The organism is Nonomuraea sp. NPDC049269, assembly GCF_043197155.1.
Lineage (GTDB): Bacteria > Actinomycetota > Actinomycetes > Streptosporangiales > Streptosporangiaceae > Nonomuraea.
On sequence record NZ_JBICSO010000002.1, the window covers coordinates 883,425 to 900,229 of the forward strand.

16 protein-coding genes and 1 tRNA gene are annotated in these 16,805 nt (G+C 70.6%); 13 read left to right on the forward strand and 4 right to left on the reverse strand.

Going from position 1 to position 16,805, the window contains the following annotated elements:
• Positions 1-152 precede the first annotated feature (152 nt).
• The 7 genes from ACGFNP_RS13995 to ACGFNP_RS14025 all read left to right on the forward strand — a co-directional run bounded on the left by ACGFNP_RS13995 (position 153) and on the right by ACGFNP_RS14025 (position 4,693).
• Positions 153-226, forward strand: a tRNA-Met gene (locus tag ACGFNP_RS13995).
• Positions 227-296: 70 nt separating this feature from the next.
• On the forward strand, positions 297-461 hold the full coding sequence (gene rpmG / locus ACGFNP_RS14000) for a 50S ribosomal protein L33 (protein ID WP_019632658.1): 165 nt from the start codon (positions 297-299) through the stop codon (positions 459-461).
• A 187-nt stretch (positions 462-648) separates the two neighbouring features.
• On the forward strand, positions 649-1,098 hold the full coding sequence (locus tag ACGFNP_RS14005) for a MaoC family dehydratase N-terminal domain-containing protein (protein WP_214640434.1): 450 nt from the start codon (positions 649-651) through the stop codon (positions 1,096-1,098).
• Position 1,099: 1 nt separating this feature from the next.
• Positions 1,100-1,528 (forward strand): MaoC family dehydratase, encoded by a 429-nt coding sequence (locus ACGFNP_RS14010; RefSeq protein ID WP_358337567.1) that lies wholly within the window; start codon positions 1,100-1,102, stop codon positions 1,526-1,528.
• A 156-nt stretch (positions 1,529-1,684) separates the two neighbouring features.
• On the forward strand, positions 1,685-2,854 hold the full coding sequence (locus tag ACGFNP_RS14015; protein ID WP_393318310.1) for a hypothetical protein: 1,170 nt from the start codon (positions 1,685-1,687) through the stop codon (positions 2,852-2,854).
• 11 nt (positions 2,855-2,865) lie between these two features.
• Positions 2,866-3,903 (forward strand): UDP-N-acetylmuramate dehydrogenase, encoded by a 1,038-nt coding sequence (locus tag ACGFNP_RS14020; RefSeq protein WP_393318313.1) that lies wholly within the window; start codon positions 2,866-2,868, stop codon positions 3,901-3,903.
• Between the two features lie 223 nt (positions 3,904-4,126).
• Positions 4,127-4,693 (forward strand): TMEM165/GDT1 family protein, encoded by a 567-nt coding sequence (locus ACGFNP_RS14025; protein ID WP_358337558.1) that lies wholly within the window; start codon positions 4,127-4,129, stop codon positions 4,691-4,693.
• On the opposite strand, the gene ACGFNP_RS14030 is transcribed toward ACGFNP_RS14025, so the two are convergent.
• Complete coding sequence (locus tag ACGFNP_RS14030) at positions 4,694-5,461, reverse strand: TetR/AcrR family transcriptional regulator (RefSeq protein WP_393318316.1); 768 nt, start codon at positions 5,459-5,461, stop codon at positions 4,694-4,696.
• 82 nt (positions 5,462-5,543) lie between these two features.
• Between ACGFNP_RS14030 and ACGFNP_RS14035 the strand changes: the two genes are divergently transcribed.
• Positions 5,544-7,805 (forward strand): ATP-binding cassette domain-containing protein, encoded by a 2,262-nt coding sequence (locus tag ACGFNP_RS14035; RefSeq protein WP_393318319.1) that lies wholly within the window; start codon positions 5,544-5,546, stop codon positions 7,803-7,805.
• On the opposite strand, the gene ACGFNP_RS14040 is transcribed toward ACGFNP_RS14035, so the two are convergent.
• Together ACGFNP_RS14040 and ACGFNP_RS14045 are read right to left on the reverse strand one after the other, a co-directional pair.
• On the reverse strand, positions 7,802-10,657 hold the full coding sequence (locus ACGFNP_RS14040; RefSeq protein ID WP_393318322.1) for an ATP-binding protein: 2,856 nt from the start codon (positions 10,655-10,657) through the stop codon (positions 7,802-7,804). The genes ACGFNP_RS14035 and ACGFNP_RS14040 overlap by 4 nt on opposite strands.
• Positions 10,658-10,758: 101 nt before the next feature.
• Complete coding sequence (locus ACGFNP_RS14045; protein WP_214640428.1) at positions 10,759-10,905, reverse strand: hypothetical protein; 147 nt, start codon at positions 10,903-10,905, stop codon at positions 10,759-10,761.
• A gap of 189 nt (positions 10,906-11,094) precedes the next feature.
• On the opposite strand from ACGFNP_RS14045, the gene deoC reads away from it, so the two are divergent.
• Genes deoC through ACGFNP_RS14065 form a run of 4 tightly spaced genes read left to right on the forward strand, consistent with a single transcriptional unit; the run spans position 11,095 to position 14,482 of the window.
• On the forward strand, positions 11,095-12,024 hold the full coding sequence (gene deoC, locus ACGFNP_RS14050) for a deoxyribose-phosphate aldolase (RefSeq protein WP_358337547.1): 930 nt from the start codon (positions 11,095-11,097) through the stop codon (positions 12,022-12,024).
• Positions 12,024-13,457: an aldehyde dehydrogenase family protein gene (locus tag ACGFNP_RS14055; protein ID WP_358337544.1), complete on the forward strand. Its 1,434-nt coding sequence runs from the start codon at positions 12,024-12,026 to the stop codon at positions 13,455-13,457. The genes deoC and ACGFNP_RS14055 overlap by 1 nt, the downstream gene beginning before the upstream one ends.
• The gene (locus ACGFNP_RS14060) at positions 13,450-13,644 is read left to right on the forward strand and encodes a hypothetical protein (RefSeq protein WP_393318327.1); all 195 of its coding nucleotides are present in this window, start codon (positions 13,450-13,452) and stop codon (positions 13,642-13,644) included. The genes ACGFNP_RS14055 and ACGFNP_RS14060 overlap by 8 nt, the downstream gene beginning before the upstream one ends.
• The gene (locus ACGFNP_RS14065) at positions 13,637-14,482 is read left to right on the forward strand and encodes an aldehyde dehydrogenase family protein (RefSeq protein ID WP_393318330.1); all 846 of its coding nucleotides are present in this window, start codon (positions 13,637-13,639) and stop codon (positions 14,480-14,482) included. Before ACGFNP_RS14060 ends, ACGFNP_RS14065 begins: the two co-directional genes overlap by 8 nt.
• A gap of 3 nt (positions 14,483-14,485) precedes the next feature.
• On the opposite strand, the gene ACGFNP_RS14070 is transcribed toward ACGFNP_RS14065, so the two are convergent.
• On the reverse strand, positions 14,486-15,802 hold the full coding sequence (locus tag ACGFNP_RS14070) for an FAD-binding oxidoreductase (protein WP_393318333.1): 1,317 nt from the start codon (positions 15,800-15,802) through the stop codon (positions 14,486-14,488).
• 70 nt (positions 15,803-15,872) lie between these two features.
• Here ACGFNP_RS14070 and ACGFNP_RS14075 point away from each other — a divergent pair, with 70 nt between their 5' ends.
• Positions 15,873-16,799: a LysR family transcriptional regulator gene (locus ACGFNP_RS14075; protein ID WP_393318336.1), complete on the forward strand. Its 927-nt coding sequence runs from the start codon at positions 15,873-15,875 to the stop codon at positions 16,797-16,799.
• Positions 16,800-16,805: the final 6 nt, after the last annotated feature.

Sequence of the window (16,805 nt, forward strand, 5' to 3'; positions counted from 1 at the left end):
AAGATCGGCCGCACAGCGTTTGCGCTGATTTTGCCCGCCGTGCACTGGCTGCTAGGCTTACTGGCTGGCCAGCCCGGTAGAGCTGGCCGAGTACGTATGCGCTCCCCAGGTCAGGTATTCTCTACGGGCCGGGGTCGTTCGTCCGGCTCAAAGGCGGAGTAGCTCAGTCAGGCAGAGCAAACGGCTCATAATCGTTGTGTCGCCGGTTCAAGTCCGGCCTCCGCTACTGCCCCTCCCCAGGTCGCCGACCTGGGCTTGGGCATGTCCCAGTCCCAAACGTAGAAAGGCACTCCCACGTGGCTGCCACCGACGTTAGGCCGAAGATCACGCTGGCCTGCCAGGAGTGCAAGCACCGCAACTACATCACGCGGAAGAACCGGCGCAATGACCCGGATCGGCTTGAGCTGAAGAAATACTGCCCCAACTGCCGCTGCCACCGCGCGCACCGCGAGACCCGCTAGCTCTTTTCCGAGCGCGGTCTCGCCAGGGGCATTCTCCTGGCCACATAACGCACAACCGGCGTCCTACCTCAGGGCGCCGGTTTGTCGTGTCTACCTGCTGCCTGCTCTTGCAAAATCGCGGTCATCACGGCGACAGCCGAACCTTGTTCTGTTAGCGTCTGCCTAACGGACATGCGAGGGAGCACAGATGGCCTTGAACCGCGACTTCGTGGGCCGGACGTACGCGTCCAAGGCTTCGTACGAGGTCAGCCGGGTGAAGATCAGGGAGTTCGCCGCCGCGATCGGCGACGGCAATCCGATCTACCGCGACCGGGACGCCGCCCAGGCCGCCGGCCATCCCGATGTGGTGGCACCGCCGACCTTCCCCATCGTGTTCAGCCTGCAGAGCGGCGGTGAGGCGCTGGCCGATCCCGACCTCGGCCTCAACCTCGCCATGGTCGTCCACGGCGAGCAGCGTTTCGAGTACGTTCGCCCCATCTACGCCGGCGACGAGCTGGTCACCAGCTCCACGATCACCGACATCCGCAGCGCCGGGCGCAACGAGCTGCTGACCGTGCGAAGCGACATCACCACGGTCGACGGCGAGCCGGTCTGCACCACGTACAACACGATCGTCGAGCGCGGAGGGGCGGCCTGAGATGACGGCCACGGTGAAGTACGACGAGATCGAGGTCGGGCACGAGATCCCGGCCACCGACTATGGAGTCCGCAGGCTCAATCTGGTGATGTACGCGGGAGCGTCGGGCGACTTCAACCAGATCCACTGGAACGAGCGGTTCGCCAAGGCGGTCGGGCTGCCTGACGTCATCGCGCATGGGATGTACACGATGGCGCAGGGCGGGCGGTTCGTCACCGACTGGGTCGGGGATCCCGGCGCGGTGGTCGACTTCGGAGTGCGGTTCTCCTCGATGGTGGTCGTCCCCGACGACGACGAGGGTGCGACGATCACGGTCAGTGGGGTCGTGGAGGAGAAGCTGGCGGACAGGCGGGTGGTCGTCGCGCTGACGGCCAAGGCGGGCGACGCCCGTGTGCTGTCCAAGGCCCGCGCGGTGGTCCAGCTCGCCTAGCGCGGCGAGCCTGGCGCGGTGGGCCTGGCGGCGGCGAGCCCGGTGCGGCGAGCCTGGTGGCGATGAGCCCGGCGTGGTGGGCTTGGTGGCGATGAGCCCGGCGTGGTGGGGCTGGCGTGATGATAGGCGGGGCGGCTCTCGGGTACGCGGGAGCCTATGAATACAGCTCCGCACCACGTCAGGATCTGGCCCACGGTCGAATCGATCCCGGTCTCCGCGGTGACCGACAAGCCGCCTGGCCATCTCGGTCCGGTCAGAGCCGCAGCCCCGGCGGACACAGTGGCTGGCGCCGTAGGCACGGGCCGCGACACGACCGGCGGTGACGCGGCCGGTCATGACACGCACGCGACAACCAGCCATGACATTCACACAACGACCGGCTACGGCCCGAACGCGCCGACGGGCCGCCCGGGCGCGCCGACCGGCCGCGACACCAGGCCGGCGACCGGTGTCGGTACGGCGGGTGCCCAGCCGCGCGGCGCGGGTGCCCGTGGCAATCCCGCCGCTGAGATGGGCTTCTCCGGTGACCCCGAGCAGCGCGGCGATCCCGGCGACGACATGCTGCATGCCCAGCGCATCTGGGACGGGAGCCTGGCCGCCAACCGGCTCGACGACGCGGGCGTGACGGCCGAGCGGCAGCGGGTGGCGACCGCCGAGGTCACGGCGTCCATCTGCCTGATCATCGACGGTTGGCCGGAGGACGTCTGGGCCTCCGTCGAGTCGGTGCTCGAGTACACCGACGCCCATGTCCTGGCCCTCGACCTGGGCGACGTGGACGGCGCCGGCGAGGTGCTGCACAAGCTGGCCCTGCGGCATCCGGACCGGATCACCGAGTGGCGGGTGGCCGAGACCCCGCACTGGCGCGGCGGCTCGGCGACGTGGGGCGCCTGCCGCGCCAAGCTGCTCCGCCTCGACACGTCCGAGGTGCACGTGCTGATGGAGACCTCGATAGCGCTGGCGGGCGACGCGCTCACGCCGCTCGTCGCGGCGGTCGCGGACGGCGCGGTGGCCGCGGGCCGGCGCGGCGCGGAGCCATCGCCGGACGGCACGGAATGGCACGAAGCGGGACCCGGCCCCGTCCGCGCGCTGCGCGGCGACCTGATGGCGGTACGCCGGTCGGCCGCGATCGGCGCGCTGCCCGAGGACGCCCGCTACGGGGGGAACGCCGACCTGGAGCTCTCGCTGGCCCTGAAGGGTGAGCTGGTCGTGCCCTCCGACCGCCTCCCGGTACGGCAGTTGCGCCACCACGATGTGTCCCCCGAGTATCGGGACCGCGAATCCCGGCGAAACCACGACAATGTGCTGCGCATGCTGAGCGCCTCATAAGCTTGGGCCCCATGGAGAACCTCGCGCCGTACACCACCCTGGGGCTGGGCGGCCCCGCCCGCGAATTCGTCGAGGCCAGTACGGCGGAGCACCTCGTCTCGCTGATCGCCGAGGCCGACAGGCTGGCCCGGCCCACCCTGGTGCTCGGCGGCGGGAGCAATCTCGTGGTGGCCGACGAGGGGTTCGACGGGCTGGTCATCCGGGTCGTCACCCAGGGCGTGGCCGTCTCCCGTGACGGCGACGAGGTGCTGGTCACGGTCGAGGCGGGCGAGGACTGGGACGCGCTGGTCACCCGCGCGGTCGCCGAGGGCTGGTCCGGCATCGAGTGCATGTCCGGCATCCCGGGGCTCGTCGGCTCGACCCCGATCCAGAACGTCGGCGCCTACGGCCAGGAGGTGGCCCAGACCATCAGGTGCGTACGGGCCTACGACCGCAAGACGCGGCAGGTGGTCGACCTGGAGGCGCGGCAGTGCGGCTTCTCCTATCGCGACAGCGCGTTCAAGCGGGATCTGGCCCGGCATGTGGTGCTCGGCGTGACGTACGCGCTCGATGTCTCCGAGCTGTCGGGCCCTGTGGCCTACCAGGAGCTGGCCGGGCGGCTCGGCGTCGAGCCGGGTGACCGGGTGCCGCTCGACCGGGCCCGACAGGCGGTGCTGGAGCTGCGGCGCGGCAAGGGTATGGTGCTCGATCCGGCCGATCCCGACACGCGCAGCGCTGGGTCGTTCTTCACCAACCCGATCCTGTCGCCCGCCGAGGCCGAGGAGCTGGCGGCGCGGGCGCCCGGCCACCCGCGCTGGGACATGCCTGACGGTTCGGTCAAGGTGCCCGCCGCCTGGCTGATCGAGCAGGCGGGCTACCCCAAGGGCTACGAACGCGGCCCGGTGCGCATCTCCACCAAGCACACGCTGGCCCTGACCAACCCCACCGGCGCGGGCACCACGGCCGACCTGCTGCTGCTGGCCAGGGAGGTGCGTGACGGGGTGCTGGAGAAGTACGGCGTCACGCTCGTCAACGAGCCGGTGCTGGTCGGCTGCTCCCTGACGGAATAGGTCCTCGGGGACCGCTGTTAGGGTTAGGCGGAATTACCGAAGGGGAGTAGTCCCAATCGCGTGATCGACATACTGGCGCGCTCGCGCGCCCGGTCACGCGGGCCTGAACGGGCGGACGAGACCTTCGGCCTGGTAGCTATGGAGCAAGACGCTGCCGGGCCGAAGTCGTGCCCGAAATCCCCTGGGGTGCCTGCTTCCGGCTCGGTGGCGCGGAAGAGGACCGTTGGAAGCGTTCTGGATCAGCCTTGTGGTCATTTTCGTGGCCGAACTGGGTGACAAGAGCCAGCTCATGGCGATGACGTTCGCCACCCGTTTCAAGACCTGGCCGGTGCTCGCCGGCATCACGATCGCCACGACCGCCGTGCACCTCGTCAGCGTCGCGGTGGGCGGGCTGATCGGCGACTCGCTGCCCACCACCGCCATCTCCATCGTGGCCGGCATCGCCTTCCTCGGCTTCGCGCTGTGGACGCTGCGCGGTGACGAGCTGACGGAGGAGGAGTCGGGCAAGGCCCGGCGCACCACCAGGAACGCCGTGGTCGCGGTGACGGTGGCGTTCTTCCTGAGCGAGCTCGGCGACAAGACCATGCTGGCCACGATCACGCTGGCGACGCAGCACGGCTGGCTGGGCACTTGGATCGGGTCCACGGTGGGCATGGTGGCCGCCGACGCCCTCGCGATCGTGGTGGGCCGCCTGCTGGGCAAGCACCTGCCGGAGAAGGCGATCAAGTATGGCGCCGCCGCCGCGTTCGCGATCTTCGGCGTCGCCCTCCTGGCGGACGCGATCCTCTGATCAGCGCCGCTCGATGAGGACCTGAAGCCCGTCCAGGACGCGCTGGAGCCCGAAATCGTAGGCGTGGCCGGTGCTGTAGGGGGCTTGGTGCACGGCCCCGGCGGCCGCGCCGACCCGGCTGGCCGTCGGGTAGGCGGCCTCGTCGATGACGCGGGCGAGCAGCGGAGAGCTGACCGCCCACCACTGCTCGTCGGTCATCGCCTCGCTCTGGGCGCTGCGCGCGTCGGCGGCCGAGCGGGCGGAGGCGTGCACGAAGCCGAGCAGGTAGGTCAGGGCGGCGTCCATCTCGACGTCGTCCAGGCCGAGCCCCTCGAAGGCCCTCAACTCGTGCTCGTACTTGGCCAGCACCCCCGGGCCGAGCGGCGGGCGCGTGGTGGACACGGCGAGCACCCACGGATGCCGTTCGTACAGCGTGAGGTTGTCGCGCGCCACCGCCTCCAGCCGCGCCCGCCACGGCAGCTCCGACAGGTCGGGGCGGGGCATCTGGCCGAACACCGTGTCGAGCATGAGGTCGAGCAGCTCGGCCTTGCCCGGCACGTACGTGTAGAGCGACATGGCGCCGATGCCGAGCGCCTGGGCGACCCGTCGCATCGTCGTGGCGTCGAGCCCCTCCTCGTCGGCGACGGTGATCGCGGCCGCCACGACCTCGTCGACCGTGCGGCCCTGACGTGGCCCGCGCTGCGCCGGCCGCGCTCCCGGCTGCCTCCAGAGCAGCTCCATGGTGCGTACGGGGTCTCCGGCGCTGGTCCGGTCGGTCGTGGGTGGCACGGCATCCATCTTCTCACCGAGCATAACTCCGTACATAGTACTATGTACTTCGTACGGAGTTTATCGAGATCAAGGAGTGGCGTTGCTGACGTCCTGTATCCAGATCATCGGCGCGCGGGAGAACAACCTCCGCGACATCTCCCTGAGCATCCCCAAACGGCAGATCACCGTCTTCACCGGCGTGTCCGGGTCCGGGAAGTCGTCCATCGTGTTCGACACCCTCGCCGCGGAGGCGCAGCGTCAGCTCAACGAGACCTTCACCAGCTTCGCCCGCAACAGGCTGCCGAAGTACGGGCAGCCGGACGTCGACGTGATCGAGAACCTGTCCGCCGCGATCGTGGTCGACCAGAAGCGGCTCGGCGGCGGATCGCGCTCGACCGTCGGCACGATCAGCGACATCTACTCGCTGTTGAGGCTGCTGTTCTCGCGGGTCGGCAAGCCGTTCGTCGGCTACTCCAACGTCTTCTCGTTCAACGATCCGCAGGGCATGTGCCCCGAGTGCGAGGGCCTGGGCCGTACGGTCGCGCTCGACCTCGACGTCTTCCTGGACAGGTCCCGGTCGCTGAACGAAGGGGCCCTGCTGCACCCGCACTTCGCCGTCGGCACCTGGTACTGGAAGATCTACGCCAACTCCGGCCTGTTCGACAACGACAAGAGGCTGGCCGACTACGACGAGCGGGAATGGGCCATGCTGCTGCACGGCGCCCGGGCCAAGGTGGCGCTGGAGTGGCAGGGCGGCACGGTCAACTCCAGCTACGAGGGTGTGGTCGAGCGGTTCACCCGGCTCTACATCAAGAAGGACGTCGCCGAGATGTCCGACGCCAACCGCCGGCTCTTCCAGGAGTACGTGACGACGGCCACCTGCCCCCTGTGCGCGGGCGCCCGGCTCAACCAGGAGGTGCTCGGCTGCGAGATCGACGGCTTCAATATCGCCCGGCTCGCCGCGATGGAGGCCACCGAGCTCGTCGAGGTGCTCGCCGGGTTCACCGACCCGCGGGGCGCCCCGGTGGTGGCGAGCCTGCTCGACCGGGTGCGCGACCTCGTCACGATCGGCCTCGGCTACCTCAGCCTCGACCGCGAGACCGCCACACTCTCGGGCGGCGAGTCGCAGCGCGTCAAGATGGTGCGGCACCTCAGCAGCAGCCTCACGGACATGATGTACGTCTTCGACGAGCCGAGCGTCGGCCTGCACGCCCGCGACGTCGAACGGCTCAACACGCTGCTGCGGAAGCTGCGTGACAAGGGCAACACGGTCGTCGTCGTCGAGCACGACCCCGAGGTGATCAGGATCGCCGACCACGTCGTGGACATCGGCCCCGGAGCCGGGGTGCACGGCGGCCAGGTGGTGTACCAGGGCACCGCGGCGGAGCTGGCCGAGGCGGCCACCCTGACCGGCCGGCACATGAAGCGGCGGCTGCCCCTGAAGACCGCCTACCGGCGGCCCACGGGCGCGATGACGATCGCCGGGGCGAGCACCCACAACCTGAAGGACGTCACCGTCGACATCCCGGCCGGCGTGCTCACGGTCGTGACGGGCGTGGCAGGGTCCGGCAAGAGCACACTGGTCAACGACGTGTTCCTGAGCCGGCACCCCGAGGCGGTGGTCATCGACCAGTCGGCCGTCAGCGCCTCGCGCCGCTCCAACCCCGCCACCTACACCGGGATGCTGGACGAGATCCGGCGGCTGTTCGCGCGGGCCGGTGGGGTGAGCGCGTCGCTGTTCAGCGCCAACTCCAAGGGCGCCTGCCCCGACTGCCAGGGGCTCGGCATCGTCTACACCGACCTGGCGTTCATGGACGGGCTGAAGTCGACCTGTGAGGTCTGCCAGGGGCGGCGCTTCCGGCCGGAGGTGCTGGAGCACAAGCTCGACGGGAAGTCGATCAGCGACGTGCTGGAGATGACGGCGGCCGAGGCCCTGGAGTTCTTCCCGCAGCCGAAGCTCGGGAAGGTGCTGCGGGCCGTCAACGACGTCGGGCTCGACTACCTCACGCTCGGCCAGCCGCTCAGCACGCTGTCGGGCGGCGAGTGCCAGCGCCTCAAACTGGCCACCGAGCTGCACAAGAGCGGCACCGTCTACGTCCTGGACGAGCCGACCACCGGCCTGCACATGTCAGACGTGAAACGGCTGCTCGACATCATGGACCGGCTCGTCGACGCCGGGAACTCGGTCATCGTCATCGAGCACGACCTGGACGTGGTCAAGAACGCCGACTGGGTCATCGATCTCGGGCCCGAGGGTGGCGGCCAGGGCGGCCGGGTGATGTTCGAGGGCACCCCGCGCGACCTGCTGGCGGCGACCGGCTCCCACACCGCCGAGTTCCTCAGACGAGACCTGGCTTCCTAACGGGACAGCAGCGAGAGGCGGTGCGCGGCCGCGGCGGCCTCACCGCGGGTGGTCACGCCCAGCTTGGCCAGGATGTTGGAGACGTGCACGCTGACGGTCTTGGCCGAGATGAACAGCTCGGCGGCGATGTCCCGGTTGGTACGGCCGAGCGCCACCAGCCGGAGCACCTCCGTCTCACGTGGCGTGAGCAGTTCGGGGTTGGCCGCCTGCTGCTGGACGACGCCGACCCGGCGGCAGAGCGCCTCGATCTCGTCCATCAGCGGCCGCGCCTCCAGCGCGGCGGCCAGGGGCGCGGCCACGGTGAGCCGGGTCGCCGCGCCCTCCCGGTCGCCGGAGCGCGCCGCGGCCGTGGCCGCGCGTACGAGGGCCTTGGCCTGGTTGTGCGGGCGCTTGAGCCGCTCCCAGGCGGTCGCCGCCGCGTCGAAGTCGCCCGAGTAGGACAGCCGGTACGCCTCAGCGACCGGCCCGCTGACCTTGAGGCTCGCCGCCACCTCGGCGGCCGTCTCGCGCACCGCGCGAACCCGGGCCGGCTCGGTGGCCTCCATGGCGTCGCAGACCAGGCTGAGCTGGGCCAGCAGCCGCCAGCCCAGCATGGCCTTGGGAGACTGGGACGGCCGGGACAGGAACTGCTCCGTCACGGCCAGCGCGGCCTGCGGCTCGCCCCTGAACAGGTGCCAGCCGATGCGCAGGCGGGTGTTGTTGGTGAGGTCCTGAAGGAAGACCTCGGGCCGCTCCTTGAGCACGCCGAGCTCCGACAGGATGCCTTCGACGACCGCGAGCTCGCCTCGGGCCAGCGCGATGTCGGCACGTACGCGGAGCAGATGCTGATGGGTGCGCAGCACGGGACCGAAGCTGAGCGCCTGCCCGACGGTGTCGATGGCCTCGTCCCAGCGGCCGATCGCCTCCAGCGCCTCGGCCCTGTTGAGGAGGATGAACAGCCCGTTGAGCCGCATCCGGCCGTACTGCTTGGCGAGCTGCCAGCCTTCCTCGCTCAGCGCGAGTGCCTCGTCCGAGCGGCCGAGATCGCTCAGCGCGTCGATGTTGTTGCCGATCGCCCGGGTGATCAGCCGTCCCGAGCCCTCCGCGCGGCCCAGCTCCAGCGCGCGCAGGTTGGTGGCCAGCGTCGACTCCGTGTCACCGGCGATCGAGTGGCCGAGCGCCAGGTTCAGCAGCAGGTCGCCTTCGAGGCACTTGTCGCCCAGCTCCCTGACCAGGTGCAGGCCCTCCTCGATGAGCCGGGTGCCCTCCTCGACGTCGCCGCGGAGCATCAGGTGCTGGCCCAGCGGCATGACGACCTCGGCGCGGGCCAGGTTCGGCTCGGGCACCAGGCGCAGGGCGTGGCGGAAGTCCTCGAGCACGCCCAGCTTGCCCTTGTAGATCTTGAGGTTCGCCCAGCGCACGATCAGCGCGGCGACCCGGGCGGGCTCCTGGGTCTCGTCTAGCTCCGACAGGGCCGCCCTGACGAACTTGATGCCCCGGTCGAGCTCGCCGCCCGCGTGGGCGGCCTCACTGGCCCGTTCGAGCACTGCCGTGTGGTCCGCGCCGATGCGCTCGGCCGCGTCCGGCACCCGGTCCCAGAGCATGAGCACGCGTTCGAGCAGCGGGATCGCCTCGGTGTACGCGAAGGCGAAGAACGACTTCTGCGCGGCCTCCCACGCGGAGATGAGCGCCCACAGGTCGTTCCGGGCGCCGTACCAGTGGTGGGCCAGCTCCACCGCGGCCCGGCCGGGCGGGACGAGCTTGCGGTCGCGGGAGATCTCCTCGGCGTAGCGCGCGTGCAGCCGCTGGTGCTCGCCGGGCAGCAGTTCCTCGTGTACGGCCTCGCGGATCAGGGCGTGCCGGAAGACGTAGGCGCGGTTGTCGGCGATCTGCAGCACGTTCCCGGCGATGGCCGGGCGCAGCGCGGCCTCCAGCTCCAGGTCGGACAGGCCGCTGGCGGCGGCGAGCAGGGCGTGGCCGACCCTGATGCCGCCCGCGGCGGCGATGCGCAGTACGCGCTGGGTCTCCTCGGGCAGCCGCTCGACCGAGCCGAGGATCAGGTCCTGCATCGACTCGGGGAACGTGCCGTCCTCGCCGCAGTCCAGCAGGGCCTCGACGAACAGCGGGATGCCCTCGCTGCGCTCGTAGATCTTCTGCACCTTGGGGTATTCGGGGGCGCTGCCGAGTATCCCGGCCATCTGCAGGGCGACCTCGTCCCTCGACAGGCGGGGCAGGTCGAGCCTGAGCACGCCGCTGACCCTGCCCAGCTCGGCGAGGACCGGCCGGAGCGGATGCTGCCGGTGCAGGTCGTCGGAGCGGTAGGTCATGACGAGCAGTATCTGCGCCGCGCTGAGGTTGCGGCTGAGGAAGGCGATCAGGTCGCGGCTGGACCGGTCGGCCCAGTGGATGTCCTCGATGAGCAGGATCGTCGGCCGGTGGCTCGCCAGCCGTTCGAGGAGCGTCAGGAACTGCTCGAACAGGCGGGCCCGGCCGGTGTCGGTCTCACCGTCGCCGCTGGGCTCGCCGAACTCGGGGAGCAGCCGCGCCAGGTCGCGCTCGGCGCCGCCCGGCAGCAGCGCGGCGATCTGGGAGGTGCCCTGCTCTCTGACGAGCTGTCTGAGGGCAGCGGTGAACGGCGCGTAGGCCAAGCCCTCCGTGGAGAGCTCGACGCACCCGCCGTACAGCACATGGGCGCCGTTGCGCGCCGCCTGCTCGGCGAAGCGCTGCACCAGCCGGGTCTTGCCGACTCCCGCCTCGCCGCCGACCAGCACGGCCGTCGCGGCGCCCTTCCGGGCCTCGTCGAAGGCTTGAGAGAGGGCTGTGAGCTCCTCTTCCCGCCCCACGAAGACGGGACTTACCGAACGTCCCAGCATGTCATCCAGCATGTCATGCCCCAACAGCCGCTTTCGACGCATTTATGGAGGAATAATGGCCCGGCCGCGAGGGAGGTTGCGGCCGGGCGCTTGTGGGGTGGTCATGAGGAGCGGCGCTTGCCGAAGACCGAGCGACGCTCGGACTTGTTACCCTCCTGAGCCTCGCGTACCTGACGGTGCCGGGCGGCCGCCTGGCGCAGCTCGTTCACGTGGCTCTTCATGATCTGGTATTCGATCTCGGGACTCACGGTGACTCCTTCTTGTTTCTTGCTGACACTCTTAAGGTTCGGGCTAAGGCACCCACCGGCACATCGGGCGGATGCCCTATCTCCGGGAATCTCCAGGCTGTGAGGTACCTAGGAGATGGGCGGGAACCGCCTTATAGATCCGGTTTGGAGGTAGCCCTCCCGGTCAGCGATCCTGTGGAGGTGTCAACTGTGACTACCTCGCTCGCCGACGTCGGCTCGTCCGGCGCGACGCTGCGAGCATTCCTGCACGGCCTGCCCGGCGTCGACCGGGTGGGCGCGGACCAGCGAGCGGCGATGCTCGGCACCCGCTCCATCAAGACCAGCGCCAAGGCCATGGCGATCGACCTGGCCATCTCGATGGTCGACCTCACCACGCTGGAGGGCGCGGACACGCACGGCAAGGTCCGTGCGATGTGCACCAAGGCGATGCATCCCGGCGAGGGAGCGCCCCGGGTGGCGGCCGTCTGCGTCTACCCCGACCTGGTGGCCGTGGCCGCCGGGTCGCTGCGCGGCTCGGGGGTGAAGGTCGCCTCGGTGGCGACCGCGTTCCCGAGCGGGCGTTCCTCGCTGGAGGTCAAGGTGTCCGACACCGCGCTGGCGGTCGCGGCGGGCGCGGACGAGATCGACATGGTGATCGATCGGGGCGCGTTCCTGTCGGGTGACTATCTCAAGGTGTACGAGGAGATCGTCGCGGTGAAGGCCGCGTGCGGCGCCGCCCACCTGAAGGTGATCCTCGAGACCGGTGAGCTCTCCACCTACGACAACGTGCGGCGGGCCTCCTGGCTGGCGATGCTGGCCGGCGCCGACTTCATCAAGACCTCTACCGGGAAGGTGGCTCCGGCGGCGACGCTTCCGGTGACGCTGATCATGCTGGAGGCGGTGCGTGACTTCCGTGAGGAGACGGGCCGGCAGGTGGGTGTGAAGCCGGCGGGCGGGATCCGCACCACCAAGGACGCGATCAAGAATCTGGTCCTGGTCAACGAGACGGCGGGCGAGGACTGGCTGTCGCCCGACTGGTTCCGGCTGGGCGCGTCGTCGCTGTTGAACGACCTGCTGATGCAGCGTCAGAAGCTGGCCACCGGCCGTTACGCGGGCCCCGACTACTTCACCCTGGACTGATGATGGCGATGTTCGAGTACGCACCGGCGCCCGAGTCGCGCGACGTCGTCGAGGTGAAGCCGTCGTACGGGCTGTTCATCAACGGCGAGTTCGTGGACGGCGGCGGAACGTCGTTCAAGACGGTCAACCCGGCGACGGAGGAGAAGCTGGCGGAGGTCGCCACGGCCTCCGCCGACGACGTCGACCGGGCCGTACAGGCCGCGCGTAAGGCGTTCGGGGTCTGGAGCGCCATGCCGGGCTCGGAGCGGGCCAAATACCTGTTCCGGATCGCCCGGATCATCCAGGAGCGGGCCCGCGAGCTGGCGGTGCTGGAGTCGCTGGACAACGGCAAGCCCATCCGTGAGTCGCGCGATGTGGACCTGCCGCTGGTCGCCGCGCACTTCTTCTACTACGCCGGCTGGGCCGACAAGCTGGAGTACGCCGGGTTCGGCGCCGATCCCCGGCCGCTCGGCGTCGCCGGGCAGGTCATCCCGTGGAACTTCCCGCTGCTCATGCTGGCCTGGAAGATCGCGCCGGCGCTGGCTTGCGGCAACACGGTGGTGTTGAAGCCGGCCGAGACGACGCCGTTGACGGCGTTGCTGTTCGCGGAGATCTGCCAGCAGGCCGACCTGCCGCCCGGTGTGGTCAACATCGTCACCGGAGCGGGCGAGACCGGCGCCGCCGTGGTCGCCCACCCCGACGTGAACAAGGTGGCCTTCACCGGTTCCACCGAGGTGGGCCGGATCATCGCCAGGACGGTGGCGGGCACCGGCAAGAAGCTCACGCTGGAGCTGGGCGGCAAGGCGGCGAACATCGTGTTCGACGACGCCGCGCTGGACCAGGCCGTCGAGGGGATCGTCAACGGGATCTTCTTCAACCAGGGTCACGTGTGCTGCGCGGGGTCCCGGCTGCTGGTGCAGGAGTCGATCCAGGACGAGCTGCTGGCGGCGCTCAAGCGGCGCCTCGGCACGCTGCGGCTGGGCGACCCGCTCGACAAGAACACCGACATCGGCGCGATCAACTCGGCCGACCAGCTGGCGAAGATCCGCTCGCTGAGCGAGGCCGGCGAGCAGGAGGGCGCCGAACGCTGGTCGCCCGCCTGCGAACTGCCCGAGCGGGGTTTCTGGTTCCCGCCGACCCTGTTCACCGGGGTGGCGCAGTCGCACCGGATCGCCCGGGAGGAGATCTTCGGGCCGGTGCTGTCGGTGCTGACGTTCCGAACTCCGGCCGAGGCGGTGGAGAAGGCGAACAACACGCCGTACGGGCTGTCGGCGGGGGTGTGGACGGAGAAGGGGTCGCGCATCCTGTGGATGGCCGACAAGCTCAGGGCCGGCGTGGTCTGGGCCAACACGTTCAACCGGTTCGACCCGACCGCGCCGTTCGGCGGGTACAAGGAGTCCGGGTACGGCCGCGAAGGCGGCCTCCTCGGGTTGGAGGCCTACCTTGATGTGTGAGCACCGCCGTTCCCGCCGGGTCAAACGGCGGAAGCAGGCCACCCGGGGCCACGCCTTCGCCCGCGCGGGCCGGCCCGTACGCACCGGCTGGTACGCCCACCGGTGCGGCGTGAGCCGGTGCGGCCAGGTCTTCGCGCCGGTCCAACTGTCGGAGGAGACCATGTGGAGGGGGCGCGGCGATGAGTAGGTTGGCCGTTCGCAAGACCTACAAGCTGTACATCGGCGGGGCGTTCCCGCGCTCCGAGAGCGGGAGGTCCTACGCCGTGACCTCGCCCAAGGGCGACTTCCTCGCCAACGCGTCGCGTGCCTCGCGCAAGGACGCCCGTGACGCCGTGGTGGCGGCACGCAAGGCGTTCCCCGGCTGGTCGGGCGCCACGGCCTACAACCGGGGCCAGATCCTCTACCGGATCGCCGAGATGCTGGAGGGCCGCCGCGCGCAGTTCGCCGAGGAACTGGGCGGCGGCAAGAAGGCGGCGCTGGAGGCCGTGGACGCCACGGTCGACCGGCTGGTCTGGTACGCGGGCTGGTCCGACAAGATCGCCTCCGTGCACGGCACGGCCAACCCGGTCGCCGGCCCGTACTTCAACCTCTCCTCACCGGAGCCCACCGGGGTCGTCGCGGTCGTCGCCCCTGAGGACCCGCTGGTGGGGCTGGTCTCAGTGGTCGCGCCGGTGATCGTCACGGGCAACACCTGTGTCGTGATCGCCTCCGAGAAGGCGCCGCTGCCGTCGATCACGCTGGCGGAGGTGCTGGCCACCTCGGACCTGCCGGGCGGCGTCGTCAACGTCCTCACGGGTCACCAGCGGGAGCTCGCGCCCTGGCTGGCGGCCCACATGGACGTCAACGGCCTGGACCTGACCGGCGTGTCCGACGCCGACCTGGCCCTGAGCTGCGAGCAGGCGGCGGCGGAGAACCTCAAGCGGGTCCTGCGCCCCTCGGACGAGGACTGGCGGGCGGCGCCGGCTCTCACCCGCATGACGCGTTTCCTGGAGACCAAGACGGTCTGGCACCCGCTGGGCGCCTGACCGTCAGGCCGGTGGGATGTTGGCGTTGAGCCGGAACAGGTTGCCGGCATCCCACACGGCCTTCAGCGCCACGAGCCGCCGGTAGTCGTCCGGGTCGTAGGCCAGGCGCACCTGGTCGGGCGCGGCGTTCTCGCCGTACAGGAAGTTCAGGCTGCGGCCTCCGGTGGCCCACGGCGACAGCGCCTCGCGGACCCGCTGGTGGAGCGGGCGCACCTCGCCGGGGTCGCCGCCCGGTGCCAACCGGGACAGGACGCCGACCTGGTATTCGGCGTCGCGGTTGACCACCGGCCCGAGCCCCGGCTTGGCCAGCGCGCCACCCAGGTGCCTGATCTCCAGGATCGCGCGCTCGGTCGCCAGCAGCGCGTCCACAGCCTGTGCGGGGAGCTCGCGCAGCAGCGAGTGGGTGGCGTAGTAGGCCATCGGCTCGGCCGGGTCGTTGTGGATGCTGCCCGACTCGGTGTAGGGCAGCTCCTTCACCGAGTCCACCAGCCGGGGGCCGACCGCGCGCAGCGGCTCCAGCAGGCGCTCGCCCTCTGCCGGGCCGCCCGTGTACGCGATCCGCACGTGGGCGACGCGGCGGCCGCGGAACACCTCGGGCACCTGCGGCGCGTCGGGGAACGGGATCACCGCGACGGACGAGGTCATCTCCTCGGGCAGCCCCTGTGTCCACTCGGCCCAGCGCTGCACCACGCCGGTGGCGAGATCGAAGAACAGGCCGCCCCCGTACAGACCGGCCACCGGGACCAGCCCGATCTCCAGCGCCGTGACCACCCCGAAGTTGCCCCGCCCGCCGAGCAGCGCCCAGAACAGGTCCGGCTCCGTCGCGGCCGTCACCTCCCTGAGCTCGCCGTCGGCGGTGACCACTTCGACGGCGCGTACCTGGTCGACGGCGTACCCGTAGCGGCGCGCCATGAGCCCCAGCCCACCGCCGAGCGTGTACGACACGGCGCCGACAGACGGCGCCGAGCCGGACAGCGGCGCCAGCCCGTGGCGGGCCGCCTCCTCGATGACCCGCTCCCAGCGCACCCCGGCCTCGATCCGAGCCGTCGCCGCCTCGGGGTCGATCCGCACGCCGGTCATCCTGCGCGTGCTGATGAGCAGGCCGCCCTCGGCCGCGATCGGCATGCCGTGCCCGGTGGCCTGCACGGCCACGGGCAGCCCGTTCGCCGCCGCGTGGGCCACGGCCGCGCGCACGTCGGCGGCGTCGGTCACGCCGACGATCACGTCCGGCCGGTGGTGGGCGAGTGCCTGGAAACCTGCGCGTTCGCCGTCATATCCCTCATCACCCGGTCGGAACACCGGGCCCTTCACCATGTCCATGGATCCAGCCTGTGTTCGACCTATCCAGAAGTCAAAGAGATGGATTGTCTGGCTGCTAGCATGTTTGGTTATGGAGCTTCGGCAGCTTGAATACTTCGTGGCCGTGACCGAGGAGTCGGGCTTCACCCGGGCCGCGGCCCGGCTCCATGTGGCCCAGCCCGGGGTGAGCGCGCAGATCCGGCAGCTGGAGCGGGAGCTGGGCCAGCCGCTGTTCGACCGCTCCGCGCGGCAGGTGCGTCTCACCGAGGTCGGAGAGGCCGTGCTGCCCTACGCGCGGGCCGCGCTCGCGGCGGTCGCCGCCACCCGGCTGGTCGTCGACGAGATGACCGGGCTGCTGCGCGGGCACGTCGTGATGGGCGGTGTCTCCGCTCCCTCCGTGCTCGACCTGCCCGGGCTGCTGGCCGAGTTCCACGAGCGGCATCCGGCCGTGGAGATCTCGCTCCGGGAGACCGACCCCGAGAGCCTGATCGAGGCGGTGCGGGCGGGCCGGATGGACCTCGGGCTCCTCGGCATCGGATCGAGCGTGCCGTCGGGGCTCGACGCGCAGGTGGTGGTCGACCAGGCGCTGGTGGCCGCCGTCGGAAAGGATCACGATCTGGCGGGGAAGCCTGCCGTCGGGGTCGCTCACGGCTCTGCGGGGACGCCCGCTGTCACGCTGCGGGAGCTGGCGGATCGGGCGCTGATCTGCCTGCCGCGCGGCACCGGCTTGCGGGCCGCTCTCGACGAGGCGTGCGCCGCCGCCGGGTTCACGCCGCGTGTCGCCTTCGAGGCCAGCGAGCCGTACGTGCTGGGGCAGCTCGCCGCCAAGGGGCTCGGTCTGGCCGTGCTGCCCGAGTCGGCGGTCGCCGCCGCGAAGGACGAGCTACACGTACTGGAGATCACCGAGCCGCGGTTGCGCGGCCGGATGGCGCTCGTGTGGCGGTCCACGGGGTCGTCGGGCCCCGCGGCGCGGGCGTTCATCGCCCACGCCCGCCGGCGGCTGCCCGACTTTGGGTGAGAACAG

What these genes read in the sequence shown, in the direction of transcription:
- ACGFNP_RS14005 (WP_214640434.1), top strand. Translation starts at nt 649, where the DNA reads ATGGCCTTGAACCGCGACTTCGTGGGCCGGACGTACGCGTCCAAGGCT.
- ACGFNP_RS14010 (WP_358337567.1), top strand. Translation starts at nt 1,100, where the DNA reads ATGACGGCCACGGTGAAGTACGACGAGATCGAGGTCGGGCACGAGATC.
- ACGFNP_RS14015 (WP_393318310.1), top strand. Translation starts at nt 1,685, where the DNA reads ATGAATACAGCTCCGCACCACGTCAGGATCTGGCCCACGGTCGAATCG.
- ACGFNP_RS14020 (WP_393318313.1), top strand. Translation starts at nt 2,866, where the DNA reads ATGGAGAACCTCGCGCCGTACACCACCCTGGGGCTGGGCGGCCCCGCC.
- ACGFNP_RS14040 (WP_393318322.1), bottom strand. Translation starts at nt 10,657, where the DNA reads ATGCTGGGACGTTCGGTAAGTCCCGTCTTCGTGGGGCGGGAAGAGGAG.
- ACGFNP_RS14055 (WP_358337544.1), top strand. Translation starts at nt 12,024, where the DNA reads ATGATGGCGATGTTCGAGTACGCACCGGCGCCCGAGTCGCGCGACGTC.
- ACGFNP_RS14060 (WP_393318327.1), top strand. Translation starts at nt 13,450, where the DNA reads ATGTGTGAGCACCGCCGTTCCCGCCGGGTCAAACGGCGGAAGCAGGCC.
- ACGFNP_RS14065 (WP_393318330.1), top strand. Translation starts at nt 13,637, where the DNA reads ATGAGTAGGTTGGCCGTTCGCAAGACCTACAAGCTGTACATCGGCGGG.
- ACGFNP_RS14070 (WP_393318333.1), bottom strand. Translation starts at nt 15,802, where the DNA reads ATGGACATGGTGAAGGGCCCGGTGTTCCGACCGGGTGATGAGGGATAT.
- ACGFNP_RS14075 (WP_393318336.1), top strand. Translation starts at nt 15,873, where the DNA reads ATGGAGCTTCGGCAGCTTGAATACTTCGTGGCCGTGACCGAGGAGTCG.